This window comes from Pantanalinema rosaneae CENA516 (assembly GCF_050753385.1).
Taxonomy (GTDB): domain Bacteria; phylum Cyanobacteriota; class Cyanobacteriia; order Leptolyngbyales; family Leptolyngbyaceae; genus Pantanalinema; species Pantanalinema rosaneae.
The window spans coordinates 18,989-34,949 of record NZ_JBLZFZ010000005.1 but is presented as its reverse complement, the minus strand read 5'-3'; the positions used below and the strand labels follow the sequence as shown (position 1 = coordinate 34,949).

General features: G+C 51.1%; 13 protein-coding genes. 6 read left to right on the top strand and 7 right to left on the bottom strand.

Annotated elements, in window-relative coordinates; translation table 11 throughout:
• Positions 1-204: 204 nt before the first annotated feature.
• Together gloA and ACN4EK_RS03975 are read right to left on the bottom strand one after the other, a co-directional pair.
• Positions 205-630, bottom strand: coding sequence for a lactoylglutathione lyase (gene gloA / locus ACN4EK_RS03980; RefSeq protein WP_431656189.1), 426 nt, complete (start codon positions 628-630; stop codon positions 205-207).
• Positions 631-734: 104 nt separating this feature from the next.
• Positions 735-1,580 (bottom strand): LolA family protein, encoded by an 846-nt coding sequence (locus ACN4EK_RS03975; protein ID WP_431656188.1) that lies wholly within the window; start codon positions 1,578-1,580, stop codon positions 735-737.
• Positions 1,581-1,739: 159 nt separating this feature from the next.
• On the opposite strand from ACN4EK_RS03975, the gene ACN4EK_RS03970 reads away from it, so the two are divergent.
• Entirely contained in the window at positions 1,740-3,041 is a 1,302-nt protein-coding gene (locus tag ACN4EK_RS03970) for an ABC transporter substrate-binding protein (RefSeq protein WP_431656187.1), read from the top strand.
• A gap of 7 nt (positions 3,042-3,048) precedes the next feature.
• Here the strand turns inward: ACN4EK_RS03970 and ACN4EK_RS03965 are convergent, their stop codons facing one another.
• From ACN4EK_RS03965 to ACN4EK_RS03955, 3 genes are all read right to left on the bottom strand, one after another.
• Positions 3,049-3,285 (bottom strand): hypothetical protein, encoded by a 237-nt coding sequence (locus ACN4EK_RS03965; protein ID WP_431656186.1) that lies wholly within the window; start codon positions 3,283-3,285, stop codon positions 3,049-3,051.
• A gap of 296 nt (positions 3,286-3,581) precedes the next feature.
• Complete coding sequence (locus ACN4EK_RS03960) at positions 3,582-4,193, bottom strand: hypothetical protein (RefSeq protein WP_431656185.1); 612 nt, start codon at positions 4,191-4,193, stop codon at positions 3,582-3,584.
• Positions 4,194-4,318: 125 nt separating this feature from the next.
• A complete protein-coding gene (locus tag ACN4EK_RS03955; protein ID WP_431656184.1) occupies positions 4,319-4,900 on the bottom strand; it encodes a thylakoid membrane photosystem I accumulation factor in 582 nt (193 codons plus the stop codon).
• Positions 4,901-5,145: 245 nt separating this feature from the next.
• Here ACN4EK_RS03955 and ACN4EK_RS03950 point away from each other — a divergent pair, with 245 nt between their 5' ends.
• From ACN4EK_RS03950 to ACN4EK_RS03930, 5 genes are all read left to right on the top strand, one after another.
• A complete protein-coding gene (locus tag ACN4EK_RS03950) occupies positions 5,146-5,595 on the top strand; it encodes a Fur family transcriptional regulator (protein ID WP_431656183.1) in 450 nt (149 codons plus the stop codon).
• A 272-nt stretch (positions 5,596-5,867) separates the two neighbouring features.
• Positions 5,868-7,757: a coiled-coil domain-containing protein gene (locus ACN4EK_RS03945; protein WP_431656182.1), complete on the top strand. Its 1,890-nt coding sequence runs from the start codon at positions 5,868-5,870 to the stop codon at positions 7,755-7,757.
• Positions 7,758-7,840: 83 nt separating this feature from the next.
• Positions 7,841-9,298 carry a RecQ family ATP-dependent DNA helicase gene (locus ACN4EK_RS03940; RefSeq protein ID WP_431656181.1) on the top strand — a complete coding sequence of 486 codons (1,458 nt, stop codon included), beginning with the start codon at positions 7,841-7,843 and terminating at the stop codon, positions 9,296-9,298.
• A 34-nt stretch (positions 9,299-9,332) separates the two neighbouring features.
• On the top strand, positions 9,333-10,778 hold the full coding sequence (locus tag ACN4EK_RS03935; protein ID WP_431656180.1) for a hypothetical protein: 1,446 nt from the start codon (positions 9,333-9,335) through the stop codon (positions 10,776-10,778).
• A 179-nt stretch (positions 10,779-10,957) separates the two neighbouring features.
• Complete coding sequence (locus tag ACN4EK_RS03930) at positions 10,958-12,649, top strand: iron uptake porin (protein ID WP_431656179.1); 1,692 nt, start codon at positions 10,958-10,960, stop codon at positions 12,647-12,649.
• Between the two features lie 90 nt (positions 12,650-12,739).
• On the opposite strand, the gene ACN4EK_RS03925 is transcribed toward ACN4EK_RS03930, so the two are convergent.
• Positions 12,740-14,494, bottom strand: a complete 1,755-nt coding sequence (locus ACN4EK_RS03925; protein ID WP_431656178.1) for a DUF4347 domain-containing protein — start codon at positions 14,492-14,494, stop codon at positions 12,740-12,742.
• Positions 14,495-14,856: 362 nt separating this feature from the next.
• A complete protein-coding gene (locus tag ACN4EK_RS03920) occupies positions 14,857-15,921 on the bottom strand; it encodes a glycosyltransferase family 9 protein (protein WP_431656177.1) in 1,065 nt (354 codons plus the stop codon).
• Positions 15,922-15,961: the final 40 nt, after the last annotated feature.

Here is a 15,961-nt window from a genome sequence, read left to right as displayed (position 1 = left end):
CGGTTCGTCAGTGCTTTAGCTAGATTTGATCACTTGTGTGTACAAGGTAGCCCAAATTTAGGAGAAGGGAGCTAAGATTGGCTCCCCTCGCCCAGTTTTAGGAGAGGGGCTGGGGGTGAGGGCAAAAGGCTGGCATCTGACAATTAATTGACCTGACTACTGATACGCCCAATTCCTACCTGGGCTAATTTCAATGGTAGCTATCTACACGGTGGCTGTCGCCTGTTCAGTTTTGGCGGAACCCTGGGTACCCAATTGAATCAACTCAACTTTGTAGCCATTGGGATCTTCCACAAACGCGATCACCGTCGAGCCGTGTTTCATCGGGCCTGGTTCACGAGAGATTTTGCCCCCTTTGGCTCGGATCGCTTCACAGGTAGCATAAATGTCATCCACCCCGATCGCGATATGCCCATAGGCATCCCCCAGGGTGTACTGGTCTTTACCCCAGTTATACGTCAGTTCTAGCACTGTGTGATCGGCTTCATCCCCGTAGCCCACAAATGCCAGGGTAAACTCGCCACCGGGATAGTCCTTTCGCCGCAGCAACTTCATGCCCAGCAAATCACAGTAGAACTGTAGAGATTCTTCCAGGTTATTCACCCGCAGCATGGTATGGAGTAATCGCATAGTTAATCCAGAACGCTTCCTCATTTATGGTAGCGATCATTCGTCCCTCATCTCCCCATCTCCCCATCTCCCTATCTCCCCATCTCCCCATCTCCCTATCTCCCCTACAACGGACCGATCGCCAATGACTCCACTCTCCTGGCTCCCACAGGTGGAGTGAAGCGAAACGTATTAGCCGTGACTAAGGGATTGGCAGTCCGTCGGCGGATGGTTTCAGTAATGGCATAATCAACTTGCTCCGCTTGACCAGAAATCCGGAGTTGCTTCAGCGTACCTGTAATTGGATCAACAAACGCATTGACGATAAATCCTTCCTGCGCATCTGTAAATTCGTAGGCGTAGAGCGGTTGATTATCGATCAACTGGGGTCTGCCTTTGAACCCCGGATTCGACAATAGCCCCAATTCCTGAATCACCTGGCTATCCGCTAACGCCCCCTGAGCAATCACGCGGCGATCGTCCGGGGGGAGTTGCAGAAATAGTAAGGATGAAACTCCAATAAAATAACTATCATCCAATTGCTCAAAGGCGGCATAGGATTTGACCGTATATTGCTGGGTATCCGCCCGGTAAATCCAGACTTGCTGCCCATCTCCAACCACTAGAATGTTGACTAACCCTGTCTGGTCGGGACGGTTGTAGGCAATCTCCGCCCGGAATTGCTTGGGTGACTGCACGATCGTGGTTGCCTGAACACCAGCCTTAAAGGTTTGTTGAGGAGTTGTCCCCGTCACTTCCATAATCGATTCGGTCTGGTAGCGATCGCTTTGCACAAAGGCGACGCTGGCTCTGGCTAGCAGCGATAGATCCGGGGTAGCGGTGGTCTGACTGGGTGATTGTGCCCGCAGGGGGGCTTGTTGAGAAACCACGGGTGACTGTCCCCAGAGCGTTGTGCCTCCCCAAACCAAACTCGTACTGAGCAGGGCGATCGTGCCAACCAGAACTTTCATAGTGCTATCGAATTACAGCGTTACGCACTTACCCTAGCCGATCGACGGTCAGACTGGCTACTGCGGCGCTACCCCCAACGAGGGGCAATTTATGCCACAATCATCTCTGGCAACGAGTTCGGTAAACTCAGTCACATTCAGCACAGGAAAATCACGACCATGAGGCGAAGACAGTTCTGGAAACGGTTAGGATTATTTGCTGTATTGGGTGTGGTCTTGAGTTGGTTGATCAGTTGCGGGACAGGCACGCCCACGGCAGGAAACAATCAACAGTCCGGGGGACGACAGGAACTGGAGTTCTGGACGATGCAACTCCAGCCCAAGTTTACCGACTACTTTAATGGACTGATTGCCGAATTTGAACAACAGAATCCCACGATCAAAGTGCGGTGGGTCGATGTGCCCTGGGCAGATATGGAGCGGAAGATTCTCACGGCGGTTTCTGCTAAAACGGCACCGGATGTAGTGAATCTGAACCCAGGATTTGCTTCGCAACTGGCACAACGGGGTGCCTGGGTAGAGTTAGACGATCAAGTGCCCGCTGATGTGCGGCAGCAGTATTTACCGAATATCTGGAAAGCCAGTACCTTTGATGGCAAGACCTTTGGCATCCCCTGGTACTTGACCACTCGGGTAGCCATTTGTAATCAAGATTTGTTGCGAAAAGCGGGGATTAGCAAACCACCTGCCACCTATGCTGAGTTAGCCACAGCAGCAAAGGCAATTAAGGAAAAGACAGGTAAGTATGCCTTCTTCACAACCGTGGTTCCAGAGGATTCCGGCGAACTGATCGAGTCCTTTGTGCAAATGGGGGTGGAACTGATCGATGCTAACGGTAAAGCCGCCTTTAACACTCCCAAAGGCAAAGCGGCATTTCAGTATTGGGTCGATCTATACAAGCAAGGCTTGATTCCCAAAGAAGTGTTAACGGAAGGGCACCGCTACGCGATCGAACTTTACCAACGGGGTGATAGCGCTATCCTGGCATCCGGAGCCGAGTTTTTGAATAACATTGCCACGAATGCACCCACGATCGCCAAAGCCTCGATTTCTGCGCCCCAAATCACTGGGGAAACGGGTAAAAAGAATGTGGCGGTGATGAATCTGGTGATTCCCAGGGATAGTGATACTCCCGATGCTGCCCTGAAATTTGCGTTGTTTGTCACTAATGATGCCAATCAACTCAGCTTTGCCAAGGCGGCCAATGTCCTGCCCTCTACGGTGCAAGCGCTTCAGGACAGCTATTTTCAGACGGCTCCTGCCAATGCCACTTCGGTGGATCAAGCGCGGGTGATCAGTGCGAAACAAATGCAGGATGCGGAAGTATTAGTACCAGCCATGAAGAATGCGAAACAACTGCAACGCGTGATCTATGACAATCTTCAGGCAGCGATGTTAGGGCAGAAAACCGTAGACGATGCCCTGAATGATGCAGCAAACCAGTGGGATCAGTTGGTGTAACTCAGCCCTAACCGATTTTTGGTGGTTCGACCTTCACCCCTGGATGGAAAGCTTTCCACAGCTTTTCGGCATCCTCCTGGTTCAGGATCACGATTCCCGGCACAGAACCATCGGGATTGTTTTCCGGTAAGCCTGAGAGATAGGCACAGGCTCCTTTGAGTTCAGAGCCGTCAATCTCCCATTCCACCTTGGCAATTAACGCGGTGTTGAGCGTTGCACCTGAAACATGCAGGAATTCCGTCATACTCTCTAGAGGAACAATTATGGTTATATTTAGTGTGCCCGATCGCCGTGAATTTGGCGTTACCGGAGTGAGCAATCCATTCCTGGTGACTCTGTTGATTCACCTACCGTGTACACACATCTTCTCAACAACCTCAAGATCCTGCATTTTGCCCCCCTAGCCCCCCAATTCTGGGGGGAACTCAGGATTCAAAGTCCCCCAGAATATAGCCTGCGGCATCGTAGAAAGGGGGATTTAGGGGGCGTAGAGAATTTCAACGAAGTCAGACTCGACTTGTATATACACGGTGGCGTTGATTAACAGAGGGGTTGCTGACCGGGATACACCGCATGAATGGATTCACTGCCCGAATCGGGGAAGCCCCGGCGGTAGGTCGCCGCTTCCGGTTGACCCCAACCCAGTTGCAGAATGATTTCTAGACTGGTGGATTTGCCTTGCTGACAGAGGCTCGCCCATTCTGTGCGTTGAGCAATGCGATCGACATCTACAGCGGCGATCGGTTGATAAAACTTGCCTGCCTTCAAACTTAAATAAAGATCCATACCGGCACTCACCCGTTGCCAGAACGCTAGAATCTCAAGTTTGGCGGCTTTCAGAGTCGCGAGATCATCCGGTAGGGCAATTAATTGATCATCCACTTTGGGATAGCGGAGTGGTTGACCATGAATGGCGATCGTTTGCCAGACAATCCCCGACACCTGATGAGTCCGCTGATATTGATGAATTGTGGCTCGGAAGTCACTGTAGGCCGCGAATTTTTGAATGCCTTCTGGTTGGAGAAACTGATCAATAAACGGGCTGATGCCAGAGGGACTGACCGCTAAATTTAACCGTTGTCCGCTCATGCAAGCCCGGCGTTCGTCTGCCAGAATTTGAATTAACTCCTCGGTGCTGTAAACCTTTGACATCCAGCTATCCTCTGGTTTCGGCACGTCTAGTGTCTGTACTCTAGCCTGACGTACCCGGAAGCCGTCAAGAGAGAATCTGTCAGAACTTTAGAAGGTTGCCGTTTCCAGAGGAGTAACCTGGAACACTACTGGACTAATTCAGTATTGATTTCATTCACCGGACGACGTTTGAGTTCCACGGATTCCGATCGCGGCAACAGGTTAAACATATCCCGGAGCACATCATCAATCCGCTCAAAGGCGATTTTGCCGGATTCGTTCAACCGCACTTTGCCCGAGGCATCCAGTAACACCGTTTGCGGCACAACGCCCTTGTAGTAGTAGCCCGGTTCGGTGGGCGCATATTGCTGCTTGGACGGAATTGAGTCTACCCGAATCGGAATCAGGTCTGCTGCCCGACCATAAAACGCTTGAAGCTGGGAAATCACCGTGGCATATTCTTTACAATCGCTACTGTCATCGACATACAACACCAGTAACGCCGGACGATCGCGCTGGAATGCCTGATCTAAAGTCACTTTAGGGGGCACCAACGAGCCATTGCCAGCATACAGAGCAAAAATATCCCCGTCATAGCGATCGTCATGCAAGCCTGCCAGGGCTGGGGCAGCACTGACGCACCATAGACAACTGAGGATGACCAGGAGGCTTAAGATGCCTTGAGTCACCGTAAATAAACTTTGCCAGGACAACCGAAGGAAGGACATAACCTGCTGAGTCAATAGTGAATGGGTCTAACCTGATGCTCTAGCGCGATCGCAACTCACTCCAGAGATCTTCAGATCTTCTCTATTGTGCGGGAATCCGTGCCATCCATGAAAGGTAAAGTTGTAGCGAGTTTGCTTTAGCCTGTGCTAAAAATGTACTAGGTGGAAAATGTACTGGGTAATAAAACCTGGAATTATGACATAGGGCAGATGATCAAGCCTGGGATGTAGTTATGCAGAACGACATGGCAACGAAACCGATTCGCTCCTTCGATGATGCCCTAGAGCGTTGTCAGACTTTGGGGATGCGCCTGAGTCGTCAGCGTCGCTTCATCCTGGAACTCCTCTGGCAGGCACAGGAACACCTGTCAGCAAGGGAAATTTACGATCGCCTGAACCGTCAGGGCAAGGATATCGGACACACTTCAGTCTATCAAAATTTGGAAGCACTCTCCAGTCAGGGAATTATTGAGTGTATCGAGCGATCGGATGGACGGCTGTATGGCAACATTAGTGATTCGCACAGCCACGTCAACTGTTTAGACACCAATCAGATTCTGGATGTCCACATTCAACTCCCGGCGGAAATTATCCAGCACATTGAGGCACAGACTGGAGTCAAGATTACGGACTATCACATTAACTTCTATGGCTACCGGAATGCGGAAGCGATGACTGAGCCAACTCCTCAGTAGAGCGATCTCAACTCAATGGAGCAGTCGGAAGGGAGCAGTCAGAGAATTGGGTGTGGGGTAGCGGCAGTGTGCTTGCCAACGATCAATGGCTACATTCTGGCAAATCTTCCTGAATCATCTTCTTCAAACCAGACAACAGCTTATACAATGAACGGCAAACTCCTGCTCAAGCTGAACCAGGACTAAATTGGTATTAAACGGTGTTCCATGACCGTACTACCACAAGTCATTGTCGGCTAACTGGGGTTTTCTGTTCTGCTAGTGCTGAAGTCATGGCAACGAAAAAGGCGATTGTTCCATTCCGGGTGCAGGCAATGTCAAAGCCGCGAACTCCTCCCAAACGGACTAACCAGGATCCCAATTCATGCACCGATGGGTCGCCCACTGTCATGGAGCCTCCTGCCGAACCTGAGTTGGCATCGGATCGATCGCCGGACGACACCCCACCGGAGCAATCATCAATGGTTGGCGATGGCGCTGAAACCGCTGCCGAGTCAAACCCTGAAACCACTGGTGAGGACACGATCGCGGAACCAGATGCCGCTCCCACGGATGCCCCAGAGGTTGCCAAACCTGTCCGCTTGCATCATCAGGTGGCGACGCAAATGGGACGCGGGATGCGATTTCTGGCGATGCCATTGGTGTGGATTAGTTTACTCGCCTTTTGTGGCGGCTCAGGGGTGGCAGCGTTTCTCTGGTTGGCCACTCTTCCCCCCCTACCGGACTGTAAACGGCTGAATTTCATGTCCGGCGATTTAGATCGGTTAATTTGTGCGGAACAGTTTGCCCGATCGGGAAATGTGCATTCTTTGGTAGGCGGCTTAAATTTGGTCAAACACTGGACTTCCAGCCATCCGTTGTATGCTCGCTCCAAGCCATTAATTAAGGACTGGTCAAAGGCGGTGATGGTAATCGCTAATGAACGAGCCACCCAGGGTAATTTAGACGGGGCGATCGGGCTGGCGCGGTACATTCCAGCTAATAGTCCGCTCTATAAAACGGCTCAAACCACGATCGCGGATTGGCAAAAGAGCCGCAGTCAGCAGAAACAAATTGAAGCCCCCTTACAAGCGGCATTAAAGGCACAGCAGTGGCAGGCGGCAGAACAACAGGTACAGAATCTTGCCCAATCCAATAGTGACTATTGGCGACAACAAACGAATCGGCTGCGTCAACGCATCATCACCGAGCGGCTTGCCCGTCAGCAACTCGTCCAGGCGAAGGCACTGGTGGAACAGGCTCCCGAAGATAGTGCGACCCTGGCGGAGGCGATCGCTCAGGCAAAACAAATGGTGCCCAGCACCTATGCTGCCGCCGAACTGAAGCCAGAGTTGGCGAAATGGCAACAAGCATTACTGAAATCGTTGAGTCGGCAATTAAGTCAGAATGATTTGGCGGGGGCGATCGCGATCGTGCCGAAAATTCCCCTCGATGCCCCGTTGCCCCCGGATGTGCGGGATCTGATTTGGTTTGAACGGGCACAGCGACTGGCGGCGGAACAACCGATTAATCAGTTAATGGCAGGGGTGCCAGTGTATCAGCAACTCTGGCAATATATCAGTACCCTGGCGGCGGCGCAGCGGATTACCGTCGATCGACCGTTTTATGCCCAGGCACAACCCTATATTTCCCAATTGCAAACGCAAACGCAAGATCTCACCCAAGTCCAGCTAGCGACTGCCGTGGCAAGTTCAGGTCAACTACCAGCGCTTTATCTGGCAAGCTTCCTGGCTCAAGGGGTTGCCCCGAATCGTCCCCAACGAATCTATGCCCAAACGCTGATTGCTCAGTGGCGCAAGGAGATCCAACATACGGAAGACCAGGCAGATCTAACGCTGGCAAGGCAGATTGCGAGGGCAGGGACACTACCTCACCTGAACGCCGCGATCGCCCAGGCAAGTCGGATTCAGTTAGGGCGATCATTGCGTCCCCAGGCTCAAGCGACCATCTATGAATGGAAATTGCAGATTCAAGCCCTGGAAGATAAGCCCATTCTTGATCAAGCCCGTAGTTTAGCGAAACAGAATCAACTATCCAAAGCCATTGAAATGGCGGCTCGAATTCAACCCGATCGGATTCTATATAACGATGCCCAAACGGCAATTCAGATTTGGACACGGATGCTGCAAACCCAGGTGGATAGTCCGGCAGCAGAGGGCTGATCCCAGATCCTATCCGGAACATCAGGAGCAATTTCCTCGGCAATTGGGGCACTCTCAAACTGGGTGCATTCAATCGGAGGTTTATGACTACTACGATCCCGCCAGCCTGGAATCAGGTTCAAGCCGCCTTGCAACGTATCTGGGGGTACCCTAGCTTTCGACCGCCGCAGGGTGAAATCGTCCAAAGTCTGTTGGCACACCGGGATAGTGTGACGATCTTGCCGACGGGGGGTGGTAAATCCATTTGTTTCCAATTACCGGCAATATTGCAACCGGGATTAACCCTGGTGGTATCGCCGTTAGTGGCATTGATGGAAAATCAGGTGCAGGAACTGCGCGATCGTGCAGCAGGATTTCGACAGTCAGTGGCACTGTTGCATAATGAACTGTCAACTTCCGATCGCAAACGTATTCTGGGATTACTGGAACAGCGAAAACTCCAGTTACTCTATCTGTCGCCCGAAACCTTATTTAGTCCGGCGGTATGGCAACGCTTGTGTCAGCCAAATTTCCGCCTGAATGGGCTAATTCTGGATGAAGCCCACTGTTTAGTGCAATGGGGCGACACCTTTCGTCCGGCTTACTATCGCCTGGGAGCAGTACGATCGAGCTTAGTCCCCTATCAACCCGCCAACCATCGCATGGCGATCGCGGCATTCACGGCAACGGCGGATCCCCAGGCACAACAGACGATCGAGCGAGTGCTGCAACTGGAAGACCCGCAAATTTTTCGGCTTAATCCCTACCGCAGCAATCTTCAGTTAACGGTGCAGGTTGCCTGGTCGCCTCGCCAACGGCGGCAACGGTTATTACAGTTGATTCAAGCCCATCCCGCGCAAGCCGGATTAGTGTATGTCCGAACCCGCCGGGACAGCGAAGCTTTAGTCACCTGGCTACAGGCACAGGGATGGCGAACTGCCGCCTACCACGCTGGATTAAGTCCAGACAGCCGCCGTCAGATTGAGCAAGCCTGGTTAAGCGATCGACTTCAGTTCGTTGTTTCGACAAACGCCTTTGGCATGGGGGTCAATAAACCAAATGTTCGCTGGGTTGCCCACTTTCATGCCCCCTTACTGTTAAGTGAGTATGTGCAGGAGGTGGGGAGAGCCGGACGGGATGGTAAACCTGCTACTGCCTTGACCTTGATCAGTGAAACGACGGGATGGCTTGATCCAGAAGATAAACACCGTCGGCAGTTCTTTCTAGACCATCAGCAACAACAGGTTCAATCCGCACAACAACTGATGCGCCAATTGCCTTTAGAAGGAGAGGTGACAGCAGTAATTAAACAATTCCCCCAAGCCGCGATCGCGTTCGCACTTCTGCATCATGCCGGGTGTTTAGATTGGATTGATCCGTTTCACTACCGGATAACCGAGCGAAAATCTGGTAGGTTAGGACAATCTAATGCCACGGCGGCAACCCAAATGCTTGATTACTTGAAAACGAACCGTTGTCGCTGGCAAGTTTTGTTAGCAGGCTTTGGCTTTGGGACAGAAGCAGCCCAGTTTCGCTGTGGGCATTGTGACAACTGCCGTTAATGCAAGCAATGGCTTCAATCTGGAGATTTGTACTATGTCCCAGCTATCCGATCGCAGTCAACGATGGTATGTGCGATTCCTGCTCGGGATGTTGGCGTTTGCCCTGGTAATTTTGGGGGTTTCAGCCCTGAAAGGTAACTCTCCCGATCTGATCGTCAGTGATGGCAATGGTTACTATGCCTGGGTGCGATCGCTGGTGATTGATGGGGATATCAACTTTGAAAATGACTTTCAGCACCTCTATTTCCCAGATCCGCTCCCGCCGGAGGCATCGCAACGCACACCAACCGGATTAGTGCCAAATAAATATCCCATCGGATTGGCAATTCTAGAAACACCGGGATTTCTACTGGGTCATGCGATCGCCCACCTGACTCCCTTTGCCGAGGATGGGATGAGTTTGCCCTATCAACTGGCGGTAACGGTATCCTTGGTCATCCTGGTGTTAGTCAGCTTTTATCTGTTGTATCGGGCATTCCGGAACTATCAGATCTCTGAGCCAACGGCGCTCCTCTTTTGTGTGATGCCGTTAGTGGGCACAAATCTCCTGCATTATCTGGTCAAGGAACCCGCGATGGCGCATGGGGCGGGAGTTGCCCTGAGTAATATTCTGATTTTTATAGCGAGTTGCCCATCCAGTCGGGTGAGATCTAACTGGCGATCGAGCTTACAGCCGTTCTCAAATGAATGCACCACACTTGTCAATTCGGTCAGCCCCCTAAATCCCCCTTTCTACGATGCCGCAGGCTATATTCTGGGCGACTTTGGCTCCTGTTCCCCCCAGAATTGGGGGGCTAGGGGGGCGAAAACTGCTGTAATTCCTGGTCTGCTGATTGGGCTGAGCTTGATTGTGCGGCTCTCGAATCTGGTATTTTTACCCTTCTACCTGTGGCTATTTCGGGCTGAATTTAGGAATTGGCGGCGAAGTCTACCCTTGGTTGGCGGCATTGGCGTAATGCTGTTGCTCCAGCAACTGAGTCTGCTGTGGTTATGGGGTAGACCGATCGCGCATTCCTATCAGGGGCAGGGGTTTACCGGGGGAATTTCCGGGATCGTTGCCATGGTTTTCGGCACTGATTACGGACTGTTTCTTTACCATCCCTGGTATCTGGTGTTAGTAGGATTAAATGGTGTAGGACTATGGCGGTTGCATCGGCAGCAGAAACCTTGGCAGGGCATCATCCTGGTTTGTTTTACTTGCCTCTGGATCTTGAATGGACTCTGGGGCTTTAGTGGCGATTCGTTTGGGAGTCGGGCGTTCATCGAATCATTACCCCTATTATCATTGGGAGCCGCTATGACAGTTGAGCATCTGTCCGATCGTGCCTTTCGTTGGGTGAAACTTCCTGGCGTAATATTAGCTGGACTCCTAATTGTCACGAATATTTATTTATGGGGAGGATATTTGTTGCAAGAATATCCCCACAACAGCGATCGCACGCTGGAGCAGGCATACCTGTGGATGATTGATTCCCGTTAACCGCTTTCACTGGATTAATTGACAAATCTCTATGCTTTTAAGCATTGTTAATCTTTCCTGTAATCTCAAGTGCGAATGAAATCCGGGTGCCTCGCTGGTTAGCCCCGATCGCAGCTTCATATCACTCAAATGCTAGATGTATTCTAGAAGCAGTCTACTTTAGGTGTGAGGACATAGTGATGATTTCTCAATCTGTTAAAGGGCTTCGGCTACTAACTCCAGGGTTGCTGGGCATGGCGTTGGCAAGTGCGGGACTGGCGATCGGGCAAGCTCCGGTATCTGCCCAGATAGAGTCAACCTCGGGAATGGAATCCTTATCGGGGGTAGCAAATCTTCAGGAAGCCGTAGAAGCGGCACCAGCCACCTCAGGTATGGAGCAAGTCACTTCGGTATCGCAGCTAACGGATGTGCGACCAACGGACTGGGCATTTCAGGCACTTCAGTCGTTAGTTGAACGCTATGGCTGTATTGTGGGGTATCCCGATCGCACCTACCGGGGCAACCGCGCCATGACTCGCTATGAGTTTGCGGCAGGTTTGAATGCCTGTATGGACAAGATTCAAGAGTTAATTGCTGGAGCAACGGGTGATCTGGTCAGAAAAGAGGATTTGCTGACGTTGCAACGCTTGCAAGAAGAGTTTGCGGCGGAAGTAGCAGCCCTGCGCGGTCGAGTGGATACCCTGGATGTGCGGTTAGCGACCGTGGAAAGGCAGCAATTTTCGACGACTACCCGGTTGGCGGGAGAAGCGTTGATTGTTGGTGCCCAGACGATGGGAGATGACATTGATGATGATAAAGCAGTCCGGCAGAATCGGGTGCGGCTGAACTTCCAAACGAGCTTTACAGGCAATGATATTCTCAATACGCGGTTAGCGGCTGGGAATGCTGTGCCACCTGGAACTCCCGGCAGTTTATCGCCGTTTGTAGAAGCCGGAACCGCCGAAGGTTTTCTGGCATCCTATGTGGGTGGCATTACTGGTAATAATGTGGTGCTCGATCGCCTGGACTATGGGTTTAATTTCAACGATCGCCTGAAGGTTTACATTGCGGCGGAAGGTGGCAAGACCCCTTATATCAGCAATCCCAATAACCCTTACTTCTATGATGATGATGGGGGAGATGGGGCAATCTCCGCCTTTGGTCAGCAAAACCCAATTTACCGGATTGGCGGTGGTGCCGGAGCCGGGGTCAGCTATGCGTTTGATACTGAGCGGCGGTTCGTCCTGAGTGCGGGTTATTTAGCCGAGGATGCCAATGATCCGAATGCCGGGAATGGGTTGTTTAATGGCACCTATGCTGCCCATGCTCAACTGGCTTACGCTACCGATCGATTCGGGATTGGGGTGACGTATGTTCACGGATACCATACCGAAGATAGTGCGATCTTTTCCCAGGGCTTCGATGATGTGTTTGTGACTGGCAGCACACCTGCCAACCTGGTGCATACGGGGTTAGGCAATGCGGCAACGACCGATTCTCTAGGCGGTTCAGCCTACTTCCGCCTCAGCCCTCAATTGGTACTGAATGCCTTTGGTGGTTACACCCGGTTAAATCTGAAGGGTGGTGATGGACAAGGGGATATCTGGTACTATGGCTTAGGGCTGGCATTACCCGATTTGCTGAAGCGGGGCAATCTCGCTGGCATTGTGGTTGGGGTAGAACCGTATCTGGGTGGGCTAAAAGATGGCTTGAGCCTGAGTGGCGTAGGTTTAACCAATGACACCTCGTTGCATGTGGAAGCCTTCTACAAATATCGGCTCAGTGATAATGTCTCAATTACGCCGGGGATCATTTGGGTTACAGCACCGGATCAGAATAGTAATAATGATGATTTCTTTGTACTGACCCTGCGATCGACCTTCAAGTTCTAACGATCGCACTATCAATCCAGCCATAACAAAGCCCCCAATCGATCGGGGGCTAATTTGCGTTGAACTGAACCTCAATTGTCCGTTAGCCAATTACCGCTTTTTGCGACGGAATTTTTGCTTCTTGACTTTAATCTTGATGCCACTCTTCCCTTTCTTACTGGTCTTGAAGATTGAAGGGGGTGCGGTTGTGACTACCACAACTTCCGCCGGGGGCACAATCACCACCGCAGGAGGAACAATTACAACTTCAGGAGGAACAATTACGACAGGAGGAGGAGCATCGATCGTAATACCTGCCGTTTCAATGTTTACACTGAACGCGCTAGCGCCACCATTGACCGTTGTATTAGCTGTGCTGCCGTTAGTTCCGCTAGTCTGATCCCAGGCGCGGAAGGAAATTCCCTGGGTCACCGTACCGTTAAAGCCAGCATTGGGGACAAAGCGAACTCGTGTAGTGCTATTGTCTGCCAGGAGACGGGCATTGGTGGTTGAAACGGCTCCAAAGCTGACCCAGGTACTACCGCCATCCGGGGAATATTGCCAGGTGCCATTGCTATTATTCACTCCAGTAACAGCGATACCGCGCAATGCTCCTGTATCTGTATCGGTAATTCCTGTACCACCTAAGCTACTAATTAATTGAAAGATAGTAACTCCATTAGGATTTGTAGCATCTTGAGACACATTGGGTAAAGCAGGATTCCCAGATGTATCTAAGACGGGTGCAGTGTTAGGAGTGATAGCTGTAATATCCAAGCTCCACCCACCTGCAATAGTGCCTGCGTCCCCGCCAAGGTCGTCAACGACAAACAAGCGCCAATCACCATTCGGATTTGTACCAATAAAAGTGGAGAGAGCGGTCGTATAGGAACCAACCGGAGCTGGCTCTGGGAAGGAATCACCAGTACCAGTGTTAGTGGGGCGATAGGTTCCAGTAACAATAGTGGCAGGCAGTCCGGTAGCCGCAGCGTCACTAAACGTAAGCGTAACGCTTACAATATCAGTTCCTCCCCCAACATCCGACATCAGGATTAATCCTGCACCTGTAGGTCCAACTAGAAGGATGTCCACATCTGCTGGGAAAGTGTGACTCATATTGGTTAGGGTGACAGTGATAGCACTGATAGAGCTTCCCAACCCAGAAACACTAATTGTAGAAGGATAGGGGGTAGCTGTACCACTATTCGGAATCGCAATAGCCGCCGTATTTGAGAAGACTGGCAGGATATAGTCATAGGTTTGCAGCCACGTAGACCGAGCCGCTAGAGACAGGTCGATCTCGCCAGCCTGATACTCCAATACCCAGTCACCGCCGAGGTTAGCACTACCCGTTAAATCATTGGATGCAGCGATATCGGCTCCGGTGACTTGGCTCAAAATTTGGATAAAGGCTTGACCTAATTCGCCTTGTGCTACATCACAGCCATAGACAAGAATGTCTGCATCGTCGGTTAATGAACTAGCCCAAGACTGAAGCAAATCAGCGTTAGCAGTAGTGATCAGGTCATTACCTAGTTGGAACCCGCCGATCTGACCGTGGGAAAAGATTTGCAGACTGGCAATGTTACTTTTTCCGGCTAAATAGCTCTGAACTTGTTGTAAGCCGCTCTGTGCCGAGTTCAAGATCACAACTTCCGTACCGGGTTGCAAAGCTGAAACCAGGACTTCATAGTCGTTCAAGCTACTATCTATAAACGCGATCGACCGATTTGTTCCCGCGCTTGAACTGGAAGAGAGATTGAAGGGCTGATCAAATGGGGTCGGACGCTGGACTCCGTTTAGGGTAGAACCGGACAGGTTTGGCTCAAGGGAGGCTTGCAAGGTTGGTGATAGCGGCAAGTTCATAATTGACTGTCGTGATAGCAGGTAAATCGCGACATCATGCCATTACCGAGCTAATGACTTAGCTCAATCAGTGCTTAGACTAATTAGGTGGTATAACTGGTACTGGCTCAATGTGGCTTAACCGTAGAATGCCCAACCCCCGATCGGAACTCCCACTTTTTCCCATAAAAAGCAAAAACTTTAAATTGATTCAGATTTTGGATGAAGTTGTCTCAAAATCCCCGGATAGTCAGTTATGCAGAAATCAGTTAACGATGAATGACTGTTAGAAAAGCGATCGAAATACTAAGTTTGTCTATTCTACTTTCGTCTAAATTTCAGGTATCAAAAGTGATCTATTTTCAGCAAAAATACGGAAAAGCTTATTTCAGGTTTCCGAGCAGTTCTAGCGCCGTAGCCACGATCGTTTCTGGTGCAATATCCAGGCATTGGAGTTCGTAAGGACAGGTAAACGCATAACAGGGGCTACAGTCTGTCGGACGACGCAGCAGTCGGGAGGGACTATGGCGAGGTTGCCACTGGCTTTCGTGATCGGTGCCCGAATACAACACGACATTGGGAGTGGCGGTGGCATCAGCAATATGCATGGTTGCGGTGTTATTCGTTAACACTAATTGGGCATGGGCGACGAGGGACACTAATTCGGATAGGCTGGTAGCTCCAATTAAGTCGATCACGCAATTTCCCAAAAGCTCAAACAAAGGAGATGCAGAGGCACGATCTTTGGTAACTCCCGTGACAACTACCAACCACCCGGTTTTTTTACTTAACTGCCGCGCCGCGATCGCAAATCGTTGCAGGTCATAGGTTCTGGCCTGGCAACTCGTCCAGGGACTCAGCAGAATATACGGTGTTGTAATTGCCGGAGGTGGGAGTGGAATAGGCAACGTTAAGCGACGATCGGTGATCGAAAACCCAACCGCTTCAATTAACCGTAGATTCCGTTCTGCTTGATGAATGTGATCGGGAGCCGGAGTCACCGCATGGGTGAGAGTGCCGCTATCCTGTTCTTTGGATTCTCCTAGCCGCAGAGGAATATTGGCTAAGGCGCAGATTAATCCAGCCGGATGCGGGCTTTGAGAGAAACTGGTTAACACGATCGCGGCATCAAATTCAGCTTCTTGTAACGTATGAATTAACTGCCATTCTCGCTCCGGCTGAAACTCCAGACGACCTAAGTCCTGCCATAGCACTCGCCAGGTCAGCACTTGATCAATCCAGGGTAGCAGGGGGGTAACCAGTGATCCGGCAGGACTTGCCACTAAGGTGATCTGCGTGTCGGGTAGATTCTCGCGCAGTGCCTTTAAGGTTGGAGTAGTGAGGATAACATCTCCAATATTGTCCAGCCGCATGATCAGCAGGTTACGAATCGATCGCCAGGGAGAGCGGCGGTTATGTCCGATACCAGGTTGTAATCGTTGGCTCATACAGACTGCGATCGTCAATAGGGCATTGCTAGTGCAGCAA